General features: G+C 38.9%; 18 protein-coding genes and 1 riboswitch. Of the genes, 8 read left to right on the plus strand and 10 right to left on the minus strand.

Annotation, left to right across the window (positions count from 1 at the left end):
- Positions 1 to 135: 135 nt before the first annotated feature.
- The gene (gene ubiK, locus LGZ99_RS18745; RefSeq protein ID WP_262979428.1) at positions 136 to 435 is read right to left on the minus strand and encodes a ubiquinone biosynthesis accessory factor UbiK; all 300 of its coding nucleotides are present in this window, start codon (positions 433 to 435) and stop codon (positions 136 to 138) included.
- 135 nt (positions 436 to 570) lie between these two features.
- Positions 571 to 748, plus strand: a riboswitch (FMN riboswitch).
- Between the two features lie 154 nt (positions 749 to 902).
- On the opposite strand from ubiK, the gene ribB reads away from it, so the two are divergent.
- The 3 genes from ribB to LGZ99_RS18760 all read left to right on the plus strand — a co-directional run bounded on the left by ribB (position 903) and on the right by LGZ99_RS18760 (position 2,866).
- Positions 903 to 1,556: a 3,4-dihydroxy-2-butanone-4-phosphate synthase gene (ribB, locus tag LGZ99_RS18750; RefSeq protein WP_021324140.1), complete on the plus strand. Its 654-nt coding sequence runs from the start codon at positions 903 to 905 to the stop codon at positions 1,554 to 1,556.
- A gap of 194 nt (positions 1,557 to 1,750) precedes the next feature.
- Positions 1,751 to 2,536, plus strand: a complete 786-nt coding sequence (gene ygiD / locus LGZ99_RS18755; protein WP_262979429.1) for a 4,5-DOPA-extradiol-dioxygenase — start codon at positions 1,751 to 1,753, stop codon at positions 2,534 to 2,536.
- A gap of 102 nt (positions 2,537 to 2,638) precedes the next feature.
- Positions 2,639 to 2,866, plus strand: coding sequence for a hypothetical protein (locus LGZ99_RS18760; RefSeq protein WP_155806623.1), 228 nt, complete (start codon positions 2,639 to 2,641; stop codon positions 2,864 to 2,866).
- A 100-nt stretch (positions 2,867 to 2,966) separates the two neighbouring features.
- Here the strand turns inward: LGZ99_RS18760 and LGZ99_RS18765 are convergent, their stop codons facing one another.
- Together LGZ99_RS18765 and LGZ99_RS18770 are read right to left on the minus strand one after the other, a co-directional pair.
- On the minus strand, positions 2,967 to 3,221 hold the full coding sequence (locus LGZ99_RS18765; RefSeq protein WP_031281019.1) for a type II toxin-antitoxin system RelE/ParE family toxin: 255 nt from the start codon (positions 3,219 to 3,221) through the stop codon (positions 2,967 to 2,969).
- 2 nt (positions 3,222 to 3,223) lie between these two features.
- Positions 3,224 to 3,472 (minus strand): CopG family ribbon-helix-helix protein, encoded by a 249-nt coding sequence (locus LGZ99_RS18770; RefSeq protein ID WP_021324144.1) that lies wholly within the window; start codon positions 3,470 to 3,472, stop codon positions 3,224 to 3,226.
- A 318-nt stretch (positions 3,473 to 3,790) separates the two neighbouring features.
- Here LGZ99_RS18770 and LGZ99_RS18775 point away from each other — a divergent pair, with 318 nt between their 5' ends.
- The 3 genes from LGZ99_RS18775 to LGZ99_RS18785 all read left to right on the plus strand — a co-directional run bounded on the left by LGZ99_RS18775 (position 3,791) and on the right by LGZ99_RS18785 (position 5,457).
- Entirely contained in the window at positions 3,791 to 4,456 is a 666-nt protein-coding gene (locus LGZ99_RS18775) for a hypothetical protein (protein WP_021324145.1), read from the plus strand.
- A 65-nt stretch (positions 4,457 to 4,521) separates the two neighbouring features.
- On the plus strand, positions 4,522 to 4,869 hold the full coding sequence (locus LGZ99_RS18780; protein WP_021324146.1) for a hypothetical protein: 348 nt from the start codon (positions 4,522 to 4,524) through the stop codon (positions 4,867 to 4,869).
- Between the two features lie 147 nt (positions 4,870 to 5,016).
- Complete coding sequence (locus tag LGZ99_RS18785) at positions 5,017 to 5,457, plus strand: hypothetical protein (protein WP_262979430.1); 441 nt, start codon at positions 5,017 to 5,019, stop codon at positions 5,455 to 5,457.
- 134 nt (positions 5,458 to 5,591) lie between these two features.
- On the opposite strand, the gene LGZ99_RS18790 is transcribed toward LGZ99_RS18785, so the two are convergent.
- From LGZ99_RS18790 to LGZ99_RS18800, 3 genes are all read right to left on the minus strand, one after another.
- The gene (locus LGZ99_RS18790; RefSeq protein WP_021324148.1) at positions 5,592 to 6,071 is read right to left on the minus strand and encodes an Hcp family type VI secretion system effector; all 480 of its coding nucleotides are present in this window, start codon (positions 6,069 to 6,071) and stop codon (positions 5,592 to 5,594) included.
- Between the two features lie 114 nt (positions 6,072 to 6,185).
- Positions 6,186 to 7,346, minus strand: coding sequence for a glutathionylspermidine synthase family protein (locus LGZ99_RS18795; protein WP_262979431.1), 1,161 nt, complete (start codon positions 7,344 to 7,346; stop codon positions 6,186 to 6,188).
- A gap of 6 nt (positions 7,347 to 7,352) precedes the next feature.
- On the minus strand, positions 7,353 to 8,069 hold the full coding sequence (locus LGZ99_RS18800; RefSeq protein WP_262979432.1) for a DUF1190 family protein: 717 nt from the start codon (positions 8,067 to 8,069) through the stop codon (positions 7,353 to 7,355).
- 430 nt (positions 8,070 to 8,499) lie between these two features.
- On the opposite strand from LGZ99_RS18800, the gene LGZ99_RS18805 reads away from it, so the two are divergent.
- Positions 8,500 to 8,901 carry a DUF2628 domain-containing protein gene (locus LGZ99_RS18805; RefSeq protein WP_023043656.1) on the plus strand — a complete coding sequence of 134 codons (402 nt, stop codon included), beginning with the start codon at positions 8,500 to 8,502 and terminating at the stop codon, positions 8,899 to 8,901.
- An 861-nt stretch (positions 8,902 to 9,762) separates the two neighbouring features.
- Here the strand turns inward: LGZ99_RS18805 and LGZ99_RS18810 are convergent.
- Together LGZ99_RS18810 and LGZ99_RS18815 are read right to left on the minus strand one after the other, a co-directional pair.
- Positions 9,763 to 10,374, minus strand: coding sequence for a recombinase family protein (locus LGZ99_RS18810; RefSeq protein WP_023043657.1), 612 nt, complete (start codon positions 10,372 to 10,374; stop codon positions 9,763 to 9,765).
- Between the two features lie 7 nt (positions 10,375 to 10,381).
- On the minus strand, positions 10,382 to 11,212 hold the full coding sequence (locus LGZ99_RS18815; RefSeq protein ID WP_036837754.1) for a KilA-N domain-containing protein: 831 nt from the start codon (positions 11,210 to 11,212) through the stop codon (positions 10,382 to 10,384).
- A gap of 184 nt (positions 11,213 to 11,396) precedes the next feature.
- Between LGZ99_RS18815 and LGZ99_RS18820 the strand changes: the two genes are divergently transcribed.
- Complete coding sequence (locus LGZ99_RS18820; RefSeq protein ID WP_262979433.1) at positions 11,397 to 12,134, plus strand: DUF4158 domain-containing protein; 738 nt, start codon at positions 11,397 to 11,399, stop codon at positions 12,132 to 12,134.
- 54 nt (positions 12,135 to 12,188) lie between these two features.
- On the opposite strand, the gene LGZ99_RS18825 is transcribed toward LGZ99_RS18820, so the two are convergent.
- Complete coding sequence (locus LGZ99_RS18825; protein WP_036837758.1) at positions 12,189 to 12,404, minus strand: hypothetical protein; 216 nt, start codon at positions 12,402 to 12,404, stop codon at positions 12,189 to 12,191.
- Positions 12,397 to 13,632 (minus strand): multidrug effflux MFS transporter, encoded by a 1,236-nt coding sequence (locus tag LGZ99_RS18830; RefSeq protein ID WP_051769277.1) that lies wholly within the window; start codon positions 13,630 to 13,632, stop codon positions 12,397 to 12,399. The genes LGZ99_RS18825 and LGZ99_RS18830 overlap by 8 nt, the downstream gene beginning before the upstream one ends.
- Between the last annotated feature and the right edge of the window lie 759 nt (positions 13,633 to 14,391).

The following is a 14,391-nucleotide window of genomic DNA, read 5'->3' on the forward strand; positions in this document are numbered from 1 at the left end:
GTCAGGATATCAATCAGGTATATTTGGGCTGACGATATATGCTTTGAGTGTTTCTCTTTGAATGCGGTGACCGTCTTAACGATCACCTTTAATTGAATGGCAATGAGATAAAATGACGTCGGGGTTAATTGGCGATTAGCTTTCCCATGACTCTCTTTTTATTGAGTTGTTATCAGATGGCGTATTCTTATCTTCAAGTTTCTCCTCCAATTCATTTAAACGCTGCTCCATCGCCGTTAATTTTTCACGGGTACACAGCAGAACCTGAGTTTGAATATCAAATTCTTCGCGGTTAACTAAATCAAGTTTGCCAAGCTGGGATTGCAAAATCATCCGTAATTTTTTCTCTATATCGTCACCAAATTCTTTAACTCCCTTGGGTAAGGAATCCTGGATCTGGCGGGCGATTTGTTCAATTTTTTTGGGATCGAGCATGATGCATCCTTTTTATGACATAAATAATCTCCGATAGTGTAATACCAGATGGTAAAACCACAAACCACTGTGAGCCAAGTTTCACATCTGATTTTGTTGATTGCCCCCGGTAAATATTAGCGTTATAGTTTGCAGGCTTATCTCAGGGCGGGGTGAAAGTCCCCACCGGCGGTAAACATCAGGTCATCTTACGGGTGACTGGGTGAAGCCCGCGAGCGCTCCGTTTGTGGTTATCTTTATGATAAATCGGAGGTCAGCAGATCCAGTGTAACTCTGGAGCCGACGGTTATAGTCCGGATGGGAGAGAATAACGGCATCTGTCGGGCTTTTTGCCCGCCTGTTGTTCCGGCTATGGCATGTGAACATTATATTAATAATATTAATGTTATGATGTGGTGTCATAGTGAGAACTCCTCAAGACTGCCCTGATTCTGGTAATCCATAAATTTTAACGAGGTTTTTTTACCATGAATCAGACGCTACTTTTTGAATACGGCACATCATCAGAACGTGTTGAACGCGCTATTGACGCTTTACGTGATGGCGGCGGTGTGATGGTGCTGGATAATGAAGATCGTGAAAATGAAGGTGATATTATCTTTGCGGCCGAAACGATGACCGTAGAGCAAATGGCGCTGACTATCCGTCATGGCAGCGGTATTGTCTGCTTGTGTCTGACAGAAGACCGCCGGCAGCAATTGCAATTGCCAATGATGGTGGAAAATAATTCCAGCCCATTCCAGACAGCTTTTACTGTAACCATTGAGGCTGCTCAGGGTGTGACAACCGGCGTTTCTGCGGCTGACCGTATCACAACCATTCGTGCCGCGATTGCGGATCATGCGAAGCCGAGCGATTTGAACCGTCCGGGCCATGTTTTCCCACTGCGTGCACAGCCTGGTGGTGTCCTGGCCCGTCAGGGGCATACTGAAGCAACAATTGATTTGGTCAGTTTGGCAGGTTTCAAGCCAGCAGGTGTATTGTGTGAATTGACCAATGATGACGGTTCAATGGCTCGTACCCCTGAAGTGGTGCAATTTGCGAAATTACATAATATGCCGGTGGTAACCATTGAAGATCTGGTGGCTTATCGTCAGGCAGTAGATCTGAAAGCCAGTTAAAACGTCATCATCTGATAATCGGCTGAAATATCGGTTATAACGCACAGACATTTACCCAAACCACAGTTCGCACAAGCTGTGGTTTTCAGTTTTTTTGAACAACTCCATCACCTTTGGCACACTGTTTTGCCTGTCTGAAAGGCGTAATCTCTCTGCAAGTATTAAAATTACCTATATTTGGTATGGGAGGTCGTATGAATATTTCCAGAATGCCAGCTCTGTTTGTTGGTCATGGCAGCCCAATGAACGTACTGGAAGAAAATCGTTATACCAACGCTTGGCGTGAGCTTGGCGAAAGGCTGCCTGTCCCCAGAGCTATTTTGGTGATTTCTGCTCATTGGTACACCAATGGCACAGCTGTAACCGCCATGACTCAACCGAAGACTATCCATGATTTTCGAGGTTTTCCACAGGAATTGCATGAAACTCAGTATCCGGCTAAAGGATTACCTGAACTGGCTGCTTTAGTGCAGGAAATATTGGAACCTGTGGAGGTTTATGCCGATCACCATCAATGGGGATTAGATCACGGGACTTGGGGCATTCTGATTAAGATGTATCCTCAGGCCAATATTCCTGTGGTGCAGTTGAGTATAGATGACGCTAAACCGGCGGCGTATCACTATGAATTGGGGAAAAAGCTGGCTGCTTTGCGAGATGAAGGTGTGTTGATCCTGGGAAGTGGTAATGTGGTACACAATCTTCGTGCTATGAAGCAGCAGGAACCTAATGCTGAACCGTACCCTTGGGCAGAAACATTTAACCGTTATGTGCGTGATAACCTTACCAGCAATGAACAGCCTTACCCTTTAGTTCATGCATTGGACAGGGAGGATGGTCAGTTATCCAATCCATCTCCTGAACACTTTTTGCCATTGCTGTATGTCATGGGAACGTGGGATAGAAAAGAAGTGGTTTCTATTCCTGTGGATGGCATTGTGTCCAGTTCACTGAGTATGTTGTCTGTGCAGGTTGGTTAAATAGTCAATCTTTGTGCTGTATTGGTTGAAGTCTTTTGCCCTTTTGTTAGGATTCCCGGTGGCGAGATCATCGCCACCTTGTCCGCGGAAAGGGCTGCAATCTTGACTCAACCCAAAACTTCATCTTTATTTTCCTCTTCACCATTCAGAATCAATTTTGAACAGCAGTGCAAGCGTGCAAAAGAGTTACGTAATGCATTACGACAATCGCTTCCTGAGGCAATTGAACGTTTTCGTTGTTGTTATCCGCATTTGACACAAGAGGAATTAGTTCAACAGCACAGCCGATTAAGTGATGCAGGCTTTGTTGAGGCAGAAGTGGTAGATTGAAATATGCTAAAGAAACAAAACCATATTTCTACAATAACCAAGTTAAGCCACCCTCTTCTTTTGTGAGGACGGCTTTTAACTAACGGTTTTCGCGGGTATGTCAAAGGTCTACAATGTAAATTGTATCGTTGGATACCTCGTAATGGACTTCGTAATCACTAAAAAGTACTTTACGTACTTCGCGGGGCTTATATCTAGGCTGAGGAATCCCTATCTTAGGTTGCAGTGTCAAATTCGTAGTGCTGATAATTAGATGGTCTAATACATCATTGGCATGTGATTTACTGTATTGACAGGCAAAATGATAGATGCGCTCCAAATCATTTTGAGCTTTAAGTGTCCAATAAACTTCCATGATTATGATGTTTTCAGCTTGGATGCAAAATTAATAACATCTGAATGATTCACAATACGGCCTGTATCGACATCCGCGAGGCCAGCCAAAATCATTTGGTGGCGATGTTCACGCTCCTCAATCATTGAGGTGAGAGCCTCTTTAATGATCCACGATTTTGAGCGGTCTAACTCTTTGGCTAAATCGTTTATAGCTGTAGCTAGTTTGATAGGTATCTGTGCGGTAATCGTCTGTTTTGCTGATATGGACATAAGAGCTCCCAATAAAAACCAATAATAATTATTGACCACTATAGCATCAATAACGGTCAGATTCTTTACTTTTTAAGGCTTGATAGCTGACCGATGAGACAGGGATTTTGTGTGAAAATGCATTGATGTTCTGCCACCAGAAATTTCATTGGCTCAATTATCTCTGTGTTATATAAAGGAATAGGTTTCGTGAGCAGATTAATAGAATGCGATCGAGAAAAACTGTAAAGTGGATATATTGATTTTTAGCTTCAAAAAAGATGAGCAATTGTAGCTATAATTTTAATATTGCTAAACATTATATAGGTGGATCAGCTAATGACTGTTAGAAAAGATATAAAGGATGACAAATTAATTTATACGGAGGATTTGGGATGGATAGATCTTGGTCATGCTAGTGGTCATGATTCCAAAATGTTATGGGAACAGTTGATTACTGAGAAAAGTAGTTCTCCTTTTATGAAAGGGTACTTTCTGGTTAATTATGCTCAAGGCATGAGTAAATATATTTTTAAATCTTCAATTCATGCTCAATGGATGGTAAAAAAAGGATTGCCTATTGAAGTGAAAAAATCCATTGCATTTTCAATGATGTATTGTGTATCGTTAGAGTTCGAAGAGTTACAGTCAAATTTTGTTTTTTCAAATATTACTGACAGTGGGTTTAGTTGTGAAGATTTAATTTCAAACTTATTAGGTTTTTATAAATCAGTGCAACCAAGGGATTATATGTCTTTAATAAAACCAAAATCTAAAGATTATGCATATAAAATATGGGATTATTACGGTCCTGTAGGTAAGTATAAGAATAAAGAATTAAGACCTTGGATTTTTCCTGATCCGGAGAAATACCCTAACAATGCTTTTCCGTATAAGAAGAATTTGCCATATTATTTAAATACGATTAAACCTTTTTCTTCTTATGAGAAAGATATTGTTATAAGTCATGTAAAGCCAATAGCTTCTTATGAGGTTAAGTTGTGAGAACATTATTTTTTTTCGTATTTTTTTTATTCGTTCTTATCTTTTGGGGGTGGTGGTTTTTATCAATGCCTAATGTATTTTATAGTGAGAAAGATTTTTTTAAATATAATTTATTAACTTATAATGAGATAAGGAATTCTCCCCGTGTATCAGAAAATTATGTTTTCGAATACTCGCCGAATGATGAAACATCACCACAAAGAAGCACCATTTATTTCTGTGATTTAAAAGATATAAGCTCCAGTTATAATGAACTGGTTCATTATATAAATGAAAATGGTTTTTTTATATCAAGAAACAATTCGTTGTTATATAAAGATAGCTCAAAAGATGATGTATATTTTATCTTAGATAAAGTGATTTTTAATAAAAAAGAATGTTTAGAATTGATCTTTTCAAAAGAGATAAAATAATTTGAATTATTTCTTTTGTTTTATGAGTTGTAATTTTAATAAGCGATTTTATTTTATACATGGTGTTTTATGATGGATGTAATATGGTGGTTTTATTAAGATTTTTTATAATTCATTATGGAGATAAATTTTTTATGGGGCGAAATTATGAAGAAGTTAACAGTGGTAATTACGGTGATAATATTTACTTTTATTAGTATTTATTTATGGTTATTTATGATGCCGAATGTTATCTATAAAGAAAATGACTTCTTAAAATATCACCTGCTTACCCATAAAAAAATAAGAGAAGCTCCCCGTATTTCTCAAAATTATTTCTTCGAATATTATCCAAATGATGAATCATCGCCTGTATATAATTCTGTTTATTTTTGTGATTTTGATTTGAAACGTATGGATAATAACTATAATGAAATTGTTAATTATATAAAATCAACTGGTTATACAGTAAATAATGACGACGTATGGTATATAAAAGGATTTGAAACTATATATGACGATTCTTTTATATTGTCAAAATCACCTGTGGTTGGAAATGAAAAGAAAGAAAATTGCTTAGGATTAACCTTTGCTGAAAATGTTAAATGACTTTAATAAGCTCTAGTTATTAACTGATATTATGAAAGAGTTAATGGTTTTAATCAAGAATGTTTGGTGTCAGGTTTTTCAAAAGAAATAAAATGATCTGAATTATTTGGGGATTCCTCCCCAAAATATTAATTTTAACTAACTCTTTCATCCCATATGCTATATCCTGAGGTACCTGCGATATGGTGTTTCCAAGTTATATTTCCATAGGCAATGGATATAATTTCATAGGGTTGTGCATCATTATGGGTAAGTGAGTTGGGATAATGGGTAGATATATTGGTTATCGATGCATGCATGATTTCAATTGAATAATATTTCTCTTGAGAACCATTATTTGATGTTCTGTAAAAATCTAATCTGCAATTTATTGATTCATTTTCTGATATTGCGATGCCCAATAGAGGTGAGGATTTGTCTATTGGTTTAGTAATTGAAATAGGAGAGTGATTAACATTTTGTTCTCTGCTGATATCATGGTCAAATGAATAAACATAAATTTCATTTTCATGACCAGTTTGATATTTATTACCGATGGAATCATAGGTAGAACAACCACTGGATATAAGCCCTTGCTTTTTACCTGTGATGGTTAAATATATTGTGTTCGCCATATTATTTATCCTTTTTTTATAAGCTTGTAAGGGTACAACGTTTTTTCATCGGATATTTAAGGGAGGAATTTTTGGCGTTTCTACTATCTTCCTCATTCCTCCCTTGTCTGGATATTAATCCAAAATAATGTGCGGATAGAAGCGGGATAAATCCTGGGTTATCAGTTCACGGTCTTCACGCAAACCAATACCACAAGGCTGATCATTGACCAGCCAGCTACCAATCAGCGTATAACTGTCACCGAATTTTGGCAGTGTATGGAATTGCTGAACGATCATGCCTTCTTTACCGTAAGGGCCATCAGCGCTGGCAATTTCCTTACCATTCTCAATGATGCGAATATTCGCCCCTTCCCGAGAAAACAGCGGCTTAATAACATAGCTGTCCATTGCTGGATAGTTATCATCAGCAAAATAAGCGGGTAACAGGTTTGGATGATTCGGAAACATCTTCCACAACATTGGCAGTAATGCTTTGTTAGAAATAATGCTCTTCCAGGCAGGTTCTAACCAGCGAACGCCGGCATCTTCCAGTTTGGTGGCGAAAATCTCACGGAACATCATCTCCCAAGGGTAGAGTTTGAACAGATTGCTGATCACCTGGTCTTGCAAATCAGTAAACTGGCCTTTCTCACCCAAACCGATCTCTTCGATAAATAAGAATTCAGTCGGAACACCGGCTTCCAGCGCACAATCCTGTAAGTACTGAATAGTACCGCGATCCTCTTGCGTATCCTGACAGCAGGTCATGTGCAATAAGCCAAAACCATGTTCATCACGCAATTGAGCAAAACGTTCAATCAACTGCTCTTGCATGCTGTTGAATTGATCGGCGTGTGCTGGCAACAAACCGGCATTCATCTGATCTTCCAACCAGATCCATTGGAAAAAAGCAGATTCATACAGTGAAGTTGGCGTATCGGCATTATTTTCCAACAATTTTGCCGGGCTTTTACCATCGTAAGCCAAATCCAACCGGGAATAGAGTGACGGCTGGCTGGTAATCCAGGAACTGCGGACAAAATCCCAGCAATGTTTTGGGATCTGGAATTTAGTCAACAGCTCTTCACTATCGACGACTTTCTCTACCACCTGCAAACACATCTGATGCAGCTCGGCAGTGGTATTCTCGATTTCTTCAATTTGAGCAAGAGAAAACTGGTAATAAGCATCTTCACACCAGTATGGTTCACCATGCATGGTGTGAAAATTAAAGCCATATTCTGTCGCTTTTTCGCGCCAGTCCGGGCGCTCAGTAATAGCAATGCGTTTCATCCGTGATTAGCCTCCCACTGAACGTGAAGTAGAACCAGAAGAGGAACTACGTTGCATGGTTGACTGTTTTGCAACAGAGTCACCGAAGCCGCCGCGGGTGATGGTTGTTGTCGTGGCGGGTTTTGGCGCCATAGCGGTTTTAGGAACCGTCATGGAGCGGCCACCAGCAGTAGCAGGGCCATAGCTTTTGCCTGTCGCATCAACAAATTTACCGTTTGCCGGGCTAGTGGCAGATTTGGAGCTAAACAGCGGTTGTGATGGTGCTGCGCCGCCGCCCATCAGACGCCCCATCATAAAACCTGCCATCAGAGGCATCCAGAAGCTGCCACTTTGCTGCGGTTGGGCTTGTGCATTGCTATTCGCGGCTGTGCTGGAGCCATCCGTGGTAGATGTGCTGCCAAGACCCGCCTGTGCCGGAGCTTGAGTACATTGTGCTTCACCAAACTCAGCGATACAGTCTTCTTTGGTCGCATATTTAGGCGCTGTTTTTTCCGCTTCTTTCAACGCGTTGTTGTAAGTCAGATTACATTGTTCACTTTGTGATGGGTTTGCCTGAGAACAATCATCTGCATTCATGTAAAGAGAGACGGTTTCATCACTCTGTTCACAGGCAGATAACATGAAAACCGCACTGACAGCGATTGCCACAGGCGCAAGGCGATAACTGCGCCAGGCCTTACGGAATGTGTCGTGATTAATATTTTTGGTCCGCTTTATTGTCATAGTCGTATACCCAAATTTTAGGTGTCTGTGATTCTTTCATGAAATAGCTCTAAGGATAGGGGAAAGATGAGCAAAATTAAAGCATAAACCTTCGAATTGATAACCTAATTTTTTGTCTGACAAAGCGGCTGGCGGATATTGATTATCTGGTATTCCGTTAAATCTGGTTTCAATGTTGTGAAATATATATGTGAATTTTAAAAATCAGTGCTGTAATTGATATTTTGTGGTATTAATTCTACCCGTATAAGTTCCAGTAAATTAAGGATAATTAAATGGGTAACGTTATGATGTAAGTAAATCTACTAATTATATTATCTGCTGTTATAGCGCCAGAAAATAATCTCGGCAATATAATCTTAAATTAGTAACTGATTGTTATTATATTATTGGTTTTGTATTTTCTATTTTAATTAAGGAATTAAGTAGTATGGATAAAAGTCAATATTCAAAAAAATGGCAAACGCGTTTTACATTCTTTGAACAGCACGGCGCTCCTAAGGCATCTGAGCATAAAGCTGCCATGAGAACAGAACCATTTGGTCGCCGTATCTTGTTGAACATGAATTTTATTGCTTTCTTTTTTGGTTTTATTTACTTCTTTGTTTTAGGTTTATGGCGAAAAAATCTGACCTTATTCGGCGTCTTTGTTGTCGTAATGATGTTATTAGGGGCCATTGAAGGTGTTCTGGGTATTGAGATCCCTCCAGCTGCTGACACGGGGATTAGTTGCGCTTTTGCGGCAATATGGGGAATGACCGCTAACTATGCCTATTATCTGAAAGAAACGGTGAATAGCCAGAGTTGGAATCCATTTGAAGGATTTTTCTGATTTATATATTCTCTGCATTAAGGTAAATATCGTATTTTCTTTCAGAATAAATTGTCGTTGGCAGGAAATAAAACAGCCCGCTTTCTGGCGGGCTCAGATTATTGACAAAGCGCCGCTTTTTAGCCGACACTTTGTTTTAGTCAAGTTCTGTTCGCCAAACGGAGTTTACCACCACGAATTAAGAGAAAGTCGAAAAGAAATCAGTACGCAAAGGAATATTATCCCAACAGATGGTATTAACACACTTTCTTATTGTATTTTATGAAGAAAACCATAAAAACAACGCAATAAAAAAATGGATAAAACAATTAATCTGGCAGGGTTAACACCCTGAAAAAACGGGGGGTTATCTGAAAAAACATCAAGGGTAGTGATTTATTAAAACTACTCAGAATTGCCGGTAAAACAGCGTCAGTAAAGGGTATGATTAACGTTGATTTAACGTAAAATACGATATCCTATAGTAATTAAACTTAATAAAAATCAGGTGGTAAAAGTGGTCACAAACCGTCAAAACACTATATTGATTAAAACCCTAAATTAAAACAGTGACTTTAAATAACAGTTTAAAACCTGCTCATGATAAAACTCAAAGTGGGAGAGCCTGTAATATGGCTTTTCTACGGTTCGATTAAACTGTTCCTCTTTATAAAAACCATTGCCCGTGAACTTCACAAATGATTTGGATATTGATATATCGTTTTTCAAAGCGCGATCATGGTCATGTTCTAGTGGTGTTGTAGTCAAATAATTTCAGCTAGTTTCATAGATCTTTGTTGCAACTTTCCATATTGGCTATTTTTGCCCATCCCCCGATAAGGTTCAAAGTTGATGAGGAAAAAAATGGGTACTCAGTTAGCGCTAAGATTTTAATACTCTTTTGCCGTGTTCCCTGAGTTCCCCATCTGGCCCGACATACTTATAGAGAGCCTGTCTGCTAATCCCAAGCTCTTCACATAATTCAGATACGCTACAATCTCTACTCTTCATGGAAGCTTGTGCAAGGCGAACCTGAGATTTTGTGAGTTTAAAAGAACGTCCGCCTTCACGTCCTCTTGCTCTGGCCGCTGCCAGCCCTGCTTTTGTTCGTTCACTGATCAACTCCCGTTCAAATTCGGCCAGCGCGGCAAAAATCCCAAAGACCAATTTGCCACTGGCCGTCGTCGTATCAATTTCTGCACCTTGCCCGGTCAGTACCTTAAATCCGATTTTTCGATCCGCCAGATCATGGATAGTATTCACCAGGTGTTTTAAGCTTCGGCCAAGCCTGTCAAGCTTCCATACCATTAACACATCGCCAGCCCTGAGCGCTTTCAAACAGGCATCCAATCCAGGACGTTTGTCTGACTTCCCTGATATTTCATCCTGATAAATGTTTTCTTTATTAACACCGGCAGCAAGTAAAGCATCCAGTTGGAGATCTTGCACCTGACTTCCATCAGATTTGGAGACACGGGTATACCCAATTCGCATGAACGACCTATTTTAATTGTTTAAGTTTTTCAATGGATTTGTTTTCTATCAGGATCTTCATTTGACTGACCGCAACGTGATTCAGCTTTTGGAACCTGTCGTTTGCAGAGCAGCCTTGCTCGATAAGTTCAGCATTGAAGCTTTCTAAATTAGATAACACGACAAGCTGTTCCAGTGTGGCATAGTCCCGTATATTGCCTTTTAGTTCCGGGTTCTCTTTACGCCAGTCGCTGGCTGTCTTGCCAAACAAAGCCAGATTCAATATATCGGCCTCATTAGCGTAAGCAAAGTTTCTTGCTTTTGGGTTAAGTTCCAGGGCGGGAATAATGTTCGTTTTTATTGACTCTGTATGAATATGATAGTTGACCTTGGCCAAAGTGCGCGAAACATTCCATTCCAGATTTTTCTGTTCATTTTCTGCTTGTTTGAGCCGTTGGAATTCTTTTAATAGATAGAGCTTAAACTCCGCGCTGATCCAGGAAGCAAACTCAAAAGCAATATCCCGATGCGCATAAGTTCCGCCATATCTGCCCGCTTTCGAGATGATCCCGATTGCATTGGTGGTTGTGATCCAGCGTTTTGGCGTGAGAGAGAAACTGTTTGCGCCCGCTTCATGTTTAAATCCATCGAATTCGATGGAATTAAAATCGGGATTATGGAGCTGTTCCCACAAACCGATAAACTCAATGGTACTGCGGTTTCTCATCCAGTTTTGCAGAATGTAATCACCGCGGTCGCCATCTTTGTACTTAGCGATGTCAGATAGCGATATATAGTCATCTTGTTTGTCGGAAAAGACAGAGACTTTTATACCCCGAACATCAATTTTTTGCGCCATAAACCTTTCTTCTCGCTTTTGGTGTGTCAGTTAAACGAAGGTTTAAATGACAGCCTTGTTTTAGCCTAAATACGGATGGAAAGATGTAATATAAACTGTATATAAATCTATGTCTATTAAAGGTGGTAAGAAAAAGATAAAGTGACATACTCAATGTGACCCTGCCATATTAAGAATTAAAAAAATGAATACCAATAAAAAGCGCCTGACTATACTGACTCAACCTGAAATTCAGGACTATTTTGGCCTGCCTCGATTTACTTTGGAGGAGCGAGAATACTATTTCACTTTATCCGATACGGAGCATCAGATAATACCGCAAGGTTGGTCTGTTAACTCCAGAGTGAACTTCATTCTTATGCTTGGGTATTTTAAATCCAGGAAAATATTCTTTACCTACACGCTGGAAGATGTCATCACGGATATCTCTTATATTCTGGCTTGCCATTTCCCTGATCATTCTGCCGCCAATATAAAAGTTCCAGGCAAGACGACCCGGATACAACTGCAAAGACTTATTTACCAGCATCTGAATTATCAACGCTATGGCAGTGTCATGGCAGAACAATTAGCTGAACTGGCCGCACGGGTTGTTAAAAGATCAGCTAAGCCTGTGTTTATCTTGCGGGCATTGTTAAGTCACCTCAATAAAAATCAGATCATTCCCCCTGCGTACAGTACTTTTCAGGATTTGATTGGACGATGTTTATCGGATGAGAGGAGGCGTATCTGTGAGCAATTAAAATCAGATCTTAATCCTGATGTGGAAGAGGCACTCACAAATTTATTATCTGAAGAATCAGGGGATGTTTTTAACCAGAACACCACTAAATATCGAAGTTTTACAGACAACTTAATTCCCATGAACAGGTGGGAAGCCGACAAAGAAAGTGTCCTGAATGACCTAGTACTACAGCCGTAGATACCAGAAAGTTGCATTTTTCTTGATGCTCACAACTCTGAGAAACCGCATGAATTAAGCTTTTCTATGAGTGTCTTTTCTGTTGAAAAAAGTAAGTACGGCTGTAGTACTAGAGATAGGTTTAAAAGAACCATTGCGATAACCGATTTCAGACCATTCCACGCCACTTTTAGTCAATGCTTCAACATGCTTTATAGCGTATTCTGTTGTAAAGTTGAAATTATTCAGGTATCCACCATCACGTAATGTGACATCTACATTATTAACCATTTTTCATTCCTATTTTAGTTTCTATTGTTTGTTTTTCACTTATTTCTTTATCACCTCTATTACCCGTTATATAAATAATACTACCGACCAAAGAAACAACTGTGATGATAGATGCCACTTTAATAGGTTCATGGTGAGATATATAACCGATAAGCAATGACGCCAGTCCTGCACTACCTAATTGCAATGTTCCCATTACGCTGGAAGCCGCCCCAGCGGCTTGAGAATGAGTGGCAATTGCCGATGCAGTACCTAGTGGCAATAAAAAACCATTACCGAAAGTCAATACTGATATTGTTAGCACAGAAGTTATCAATGGGTAGGAACTAAAAAACATTTGTATCGTGAAAGCAATACCTCCAACAGCAAAGATGAGATAACCATGAGAAATTGTCTTTCTCACACCCTGCTGGCGACTTAATTTTTTAGCGGTAAGATTACCCAACACATAACTTAAAGAGAGCATTATATAGGTGTAACCAACATATTTTTCTGGTAATCCCATAGCTGTAAGAATAAATGGAGATTCAATCAAATAAGAAAAATATGCCGTATAAGCGAAGCAAGGTATTGCTGCATAGTAAAGAAACTCTTTATTTATTATCACTTGGTAAGTGCTAACTAATACATTTTTAACACTCAATTTTTGACGTTTATTTATTGGTAGTGATTCTTTCAGCACTAGCAAACACAATATAAGCGTAGCTGTTATAAATAAAGTAAGAAATAAGAAACAGGCTTTCCAGCCATAATATTCACTTAACATACCGCCGATCATTGGTGCGACAGCGGGTGACATTCCCACAAAAGGGAAAATAATCAGATAAAAATTGGCTGCCTCTTCCTTCCCCATTAAATCACTAATAATAGCACGACTTAATGTAATACCAGCACAAGCGCCTATTCCCTGGAATAAACGCAATAATAGTAACTCACTAATATGCGTACTGTAGAAAATACCGATTGTTGAAATCAGCCATATAATCATCCCAGAAATAAGAACCATTTTTCTTCCTAAACAATCACTTAATGGTCCATAAATAAGTTGAGAAAAGGCTATACCAAATAGAAATATAGCTATTGCACTTTGTATACTAGATTCGCTAACGTGATAATAGTTTCCCATTTTACTCAAGGCGGGTAGGAATATATCCGATGAAACCAGCCCCCCCATAGAAAGAAAAGCCATTAAAACGATAAATAATAAAGATGAAGACTTATTGTTCATGGGCCATTAACCAATCAATATAATAAATATTATCCCAAAATAAATTCCGTATAAAATAAAAGTCACGTGCCAGTTAAATTTACATTAAACGCACACAATCACTTATTTAATGAAAAAATTAACACCTTGCATGTAAAAAAATTACTTTGCATATTATCTTGTGCTACAAGAATTAAGAGCTCTTTATAACAACATAAATACAAAATCCCACCCACACTTTAGATTAATAATTTTTTACTCTATAAATAACCCCTCCAAATACTGAGATACTTTTACACAACTTATTCAATAATTAACTTTTACAAAAATAAACTCATATAAATATCAATTAAAAAAATAGTAACACCAACATCACTTTTAGCAAACAAAAAAACACAGAATTTAAGTTCAAAAATTAATAAAAAAAACACAAAGCACAACATATAATACTAAAAAAGTCATTTTGAGATTCCAGCACGAACATGTACTTGCTCTTTTTGTACCAAACACAATGCAGTCTGGACATCATTCCCAGCAGGGCAGCCTCGGCTGAGTATCAGAGAACAAAAACTTCTACATAAATGCAACATCACTGGCACCGCGATGCTTTGTTGTTTTTATCTCTGGAGAGCGAGCATTTCATTGCAGGAGAAGCGAAAATAACGCCTTGTCGGACGATTAAATTGGCTTAATGAGGAAAATGGATGGCACTATGATTCATAATGAAAGGAGCAAACCCCGTTATTCTCAACGAGGTTTGTCAGCGGTCTGAGCCCGCTT

The organism is Photorhabdus temperata (assembly GCF_025384845.1).
GTDB classification, from domain to species: domain Bacteria; phylum Pseudomonadota; class Gammaproteobacteria; order Enterobacterales; family Enterobacteriaceae; genus Photorhabdus; species Photorhabdus temperata.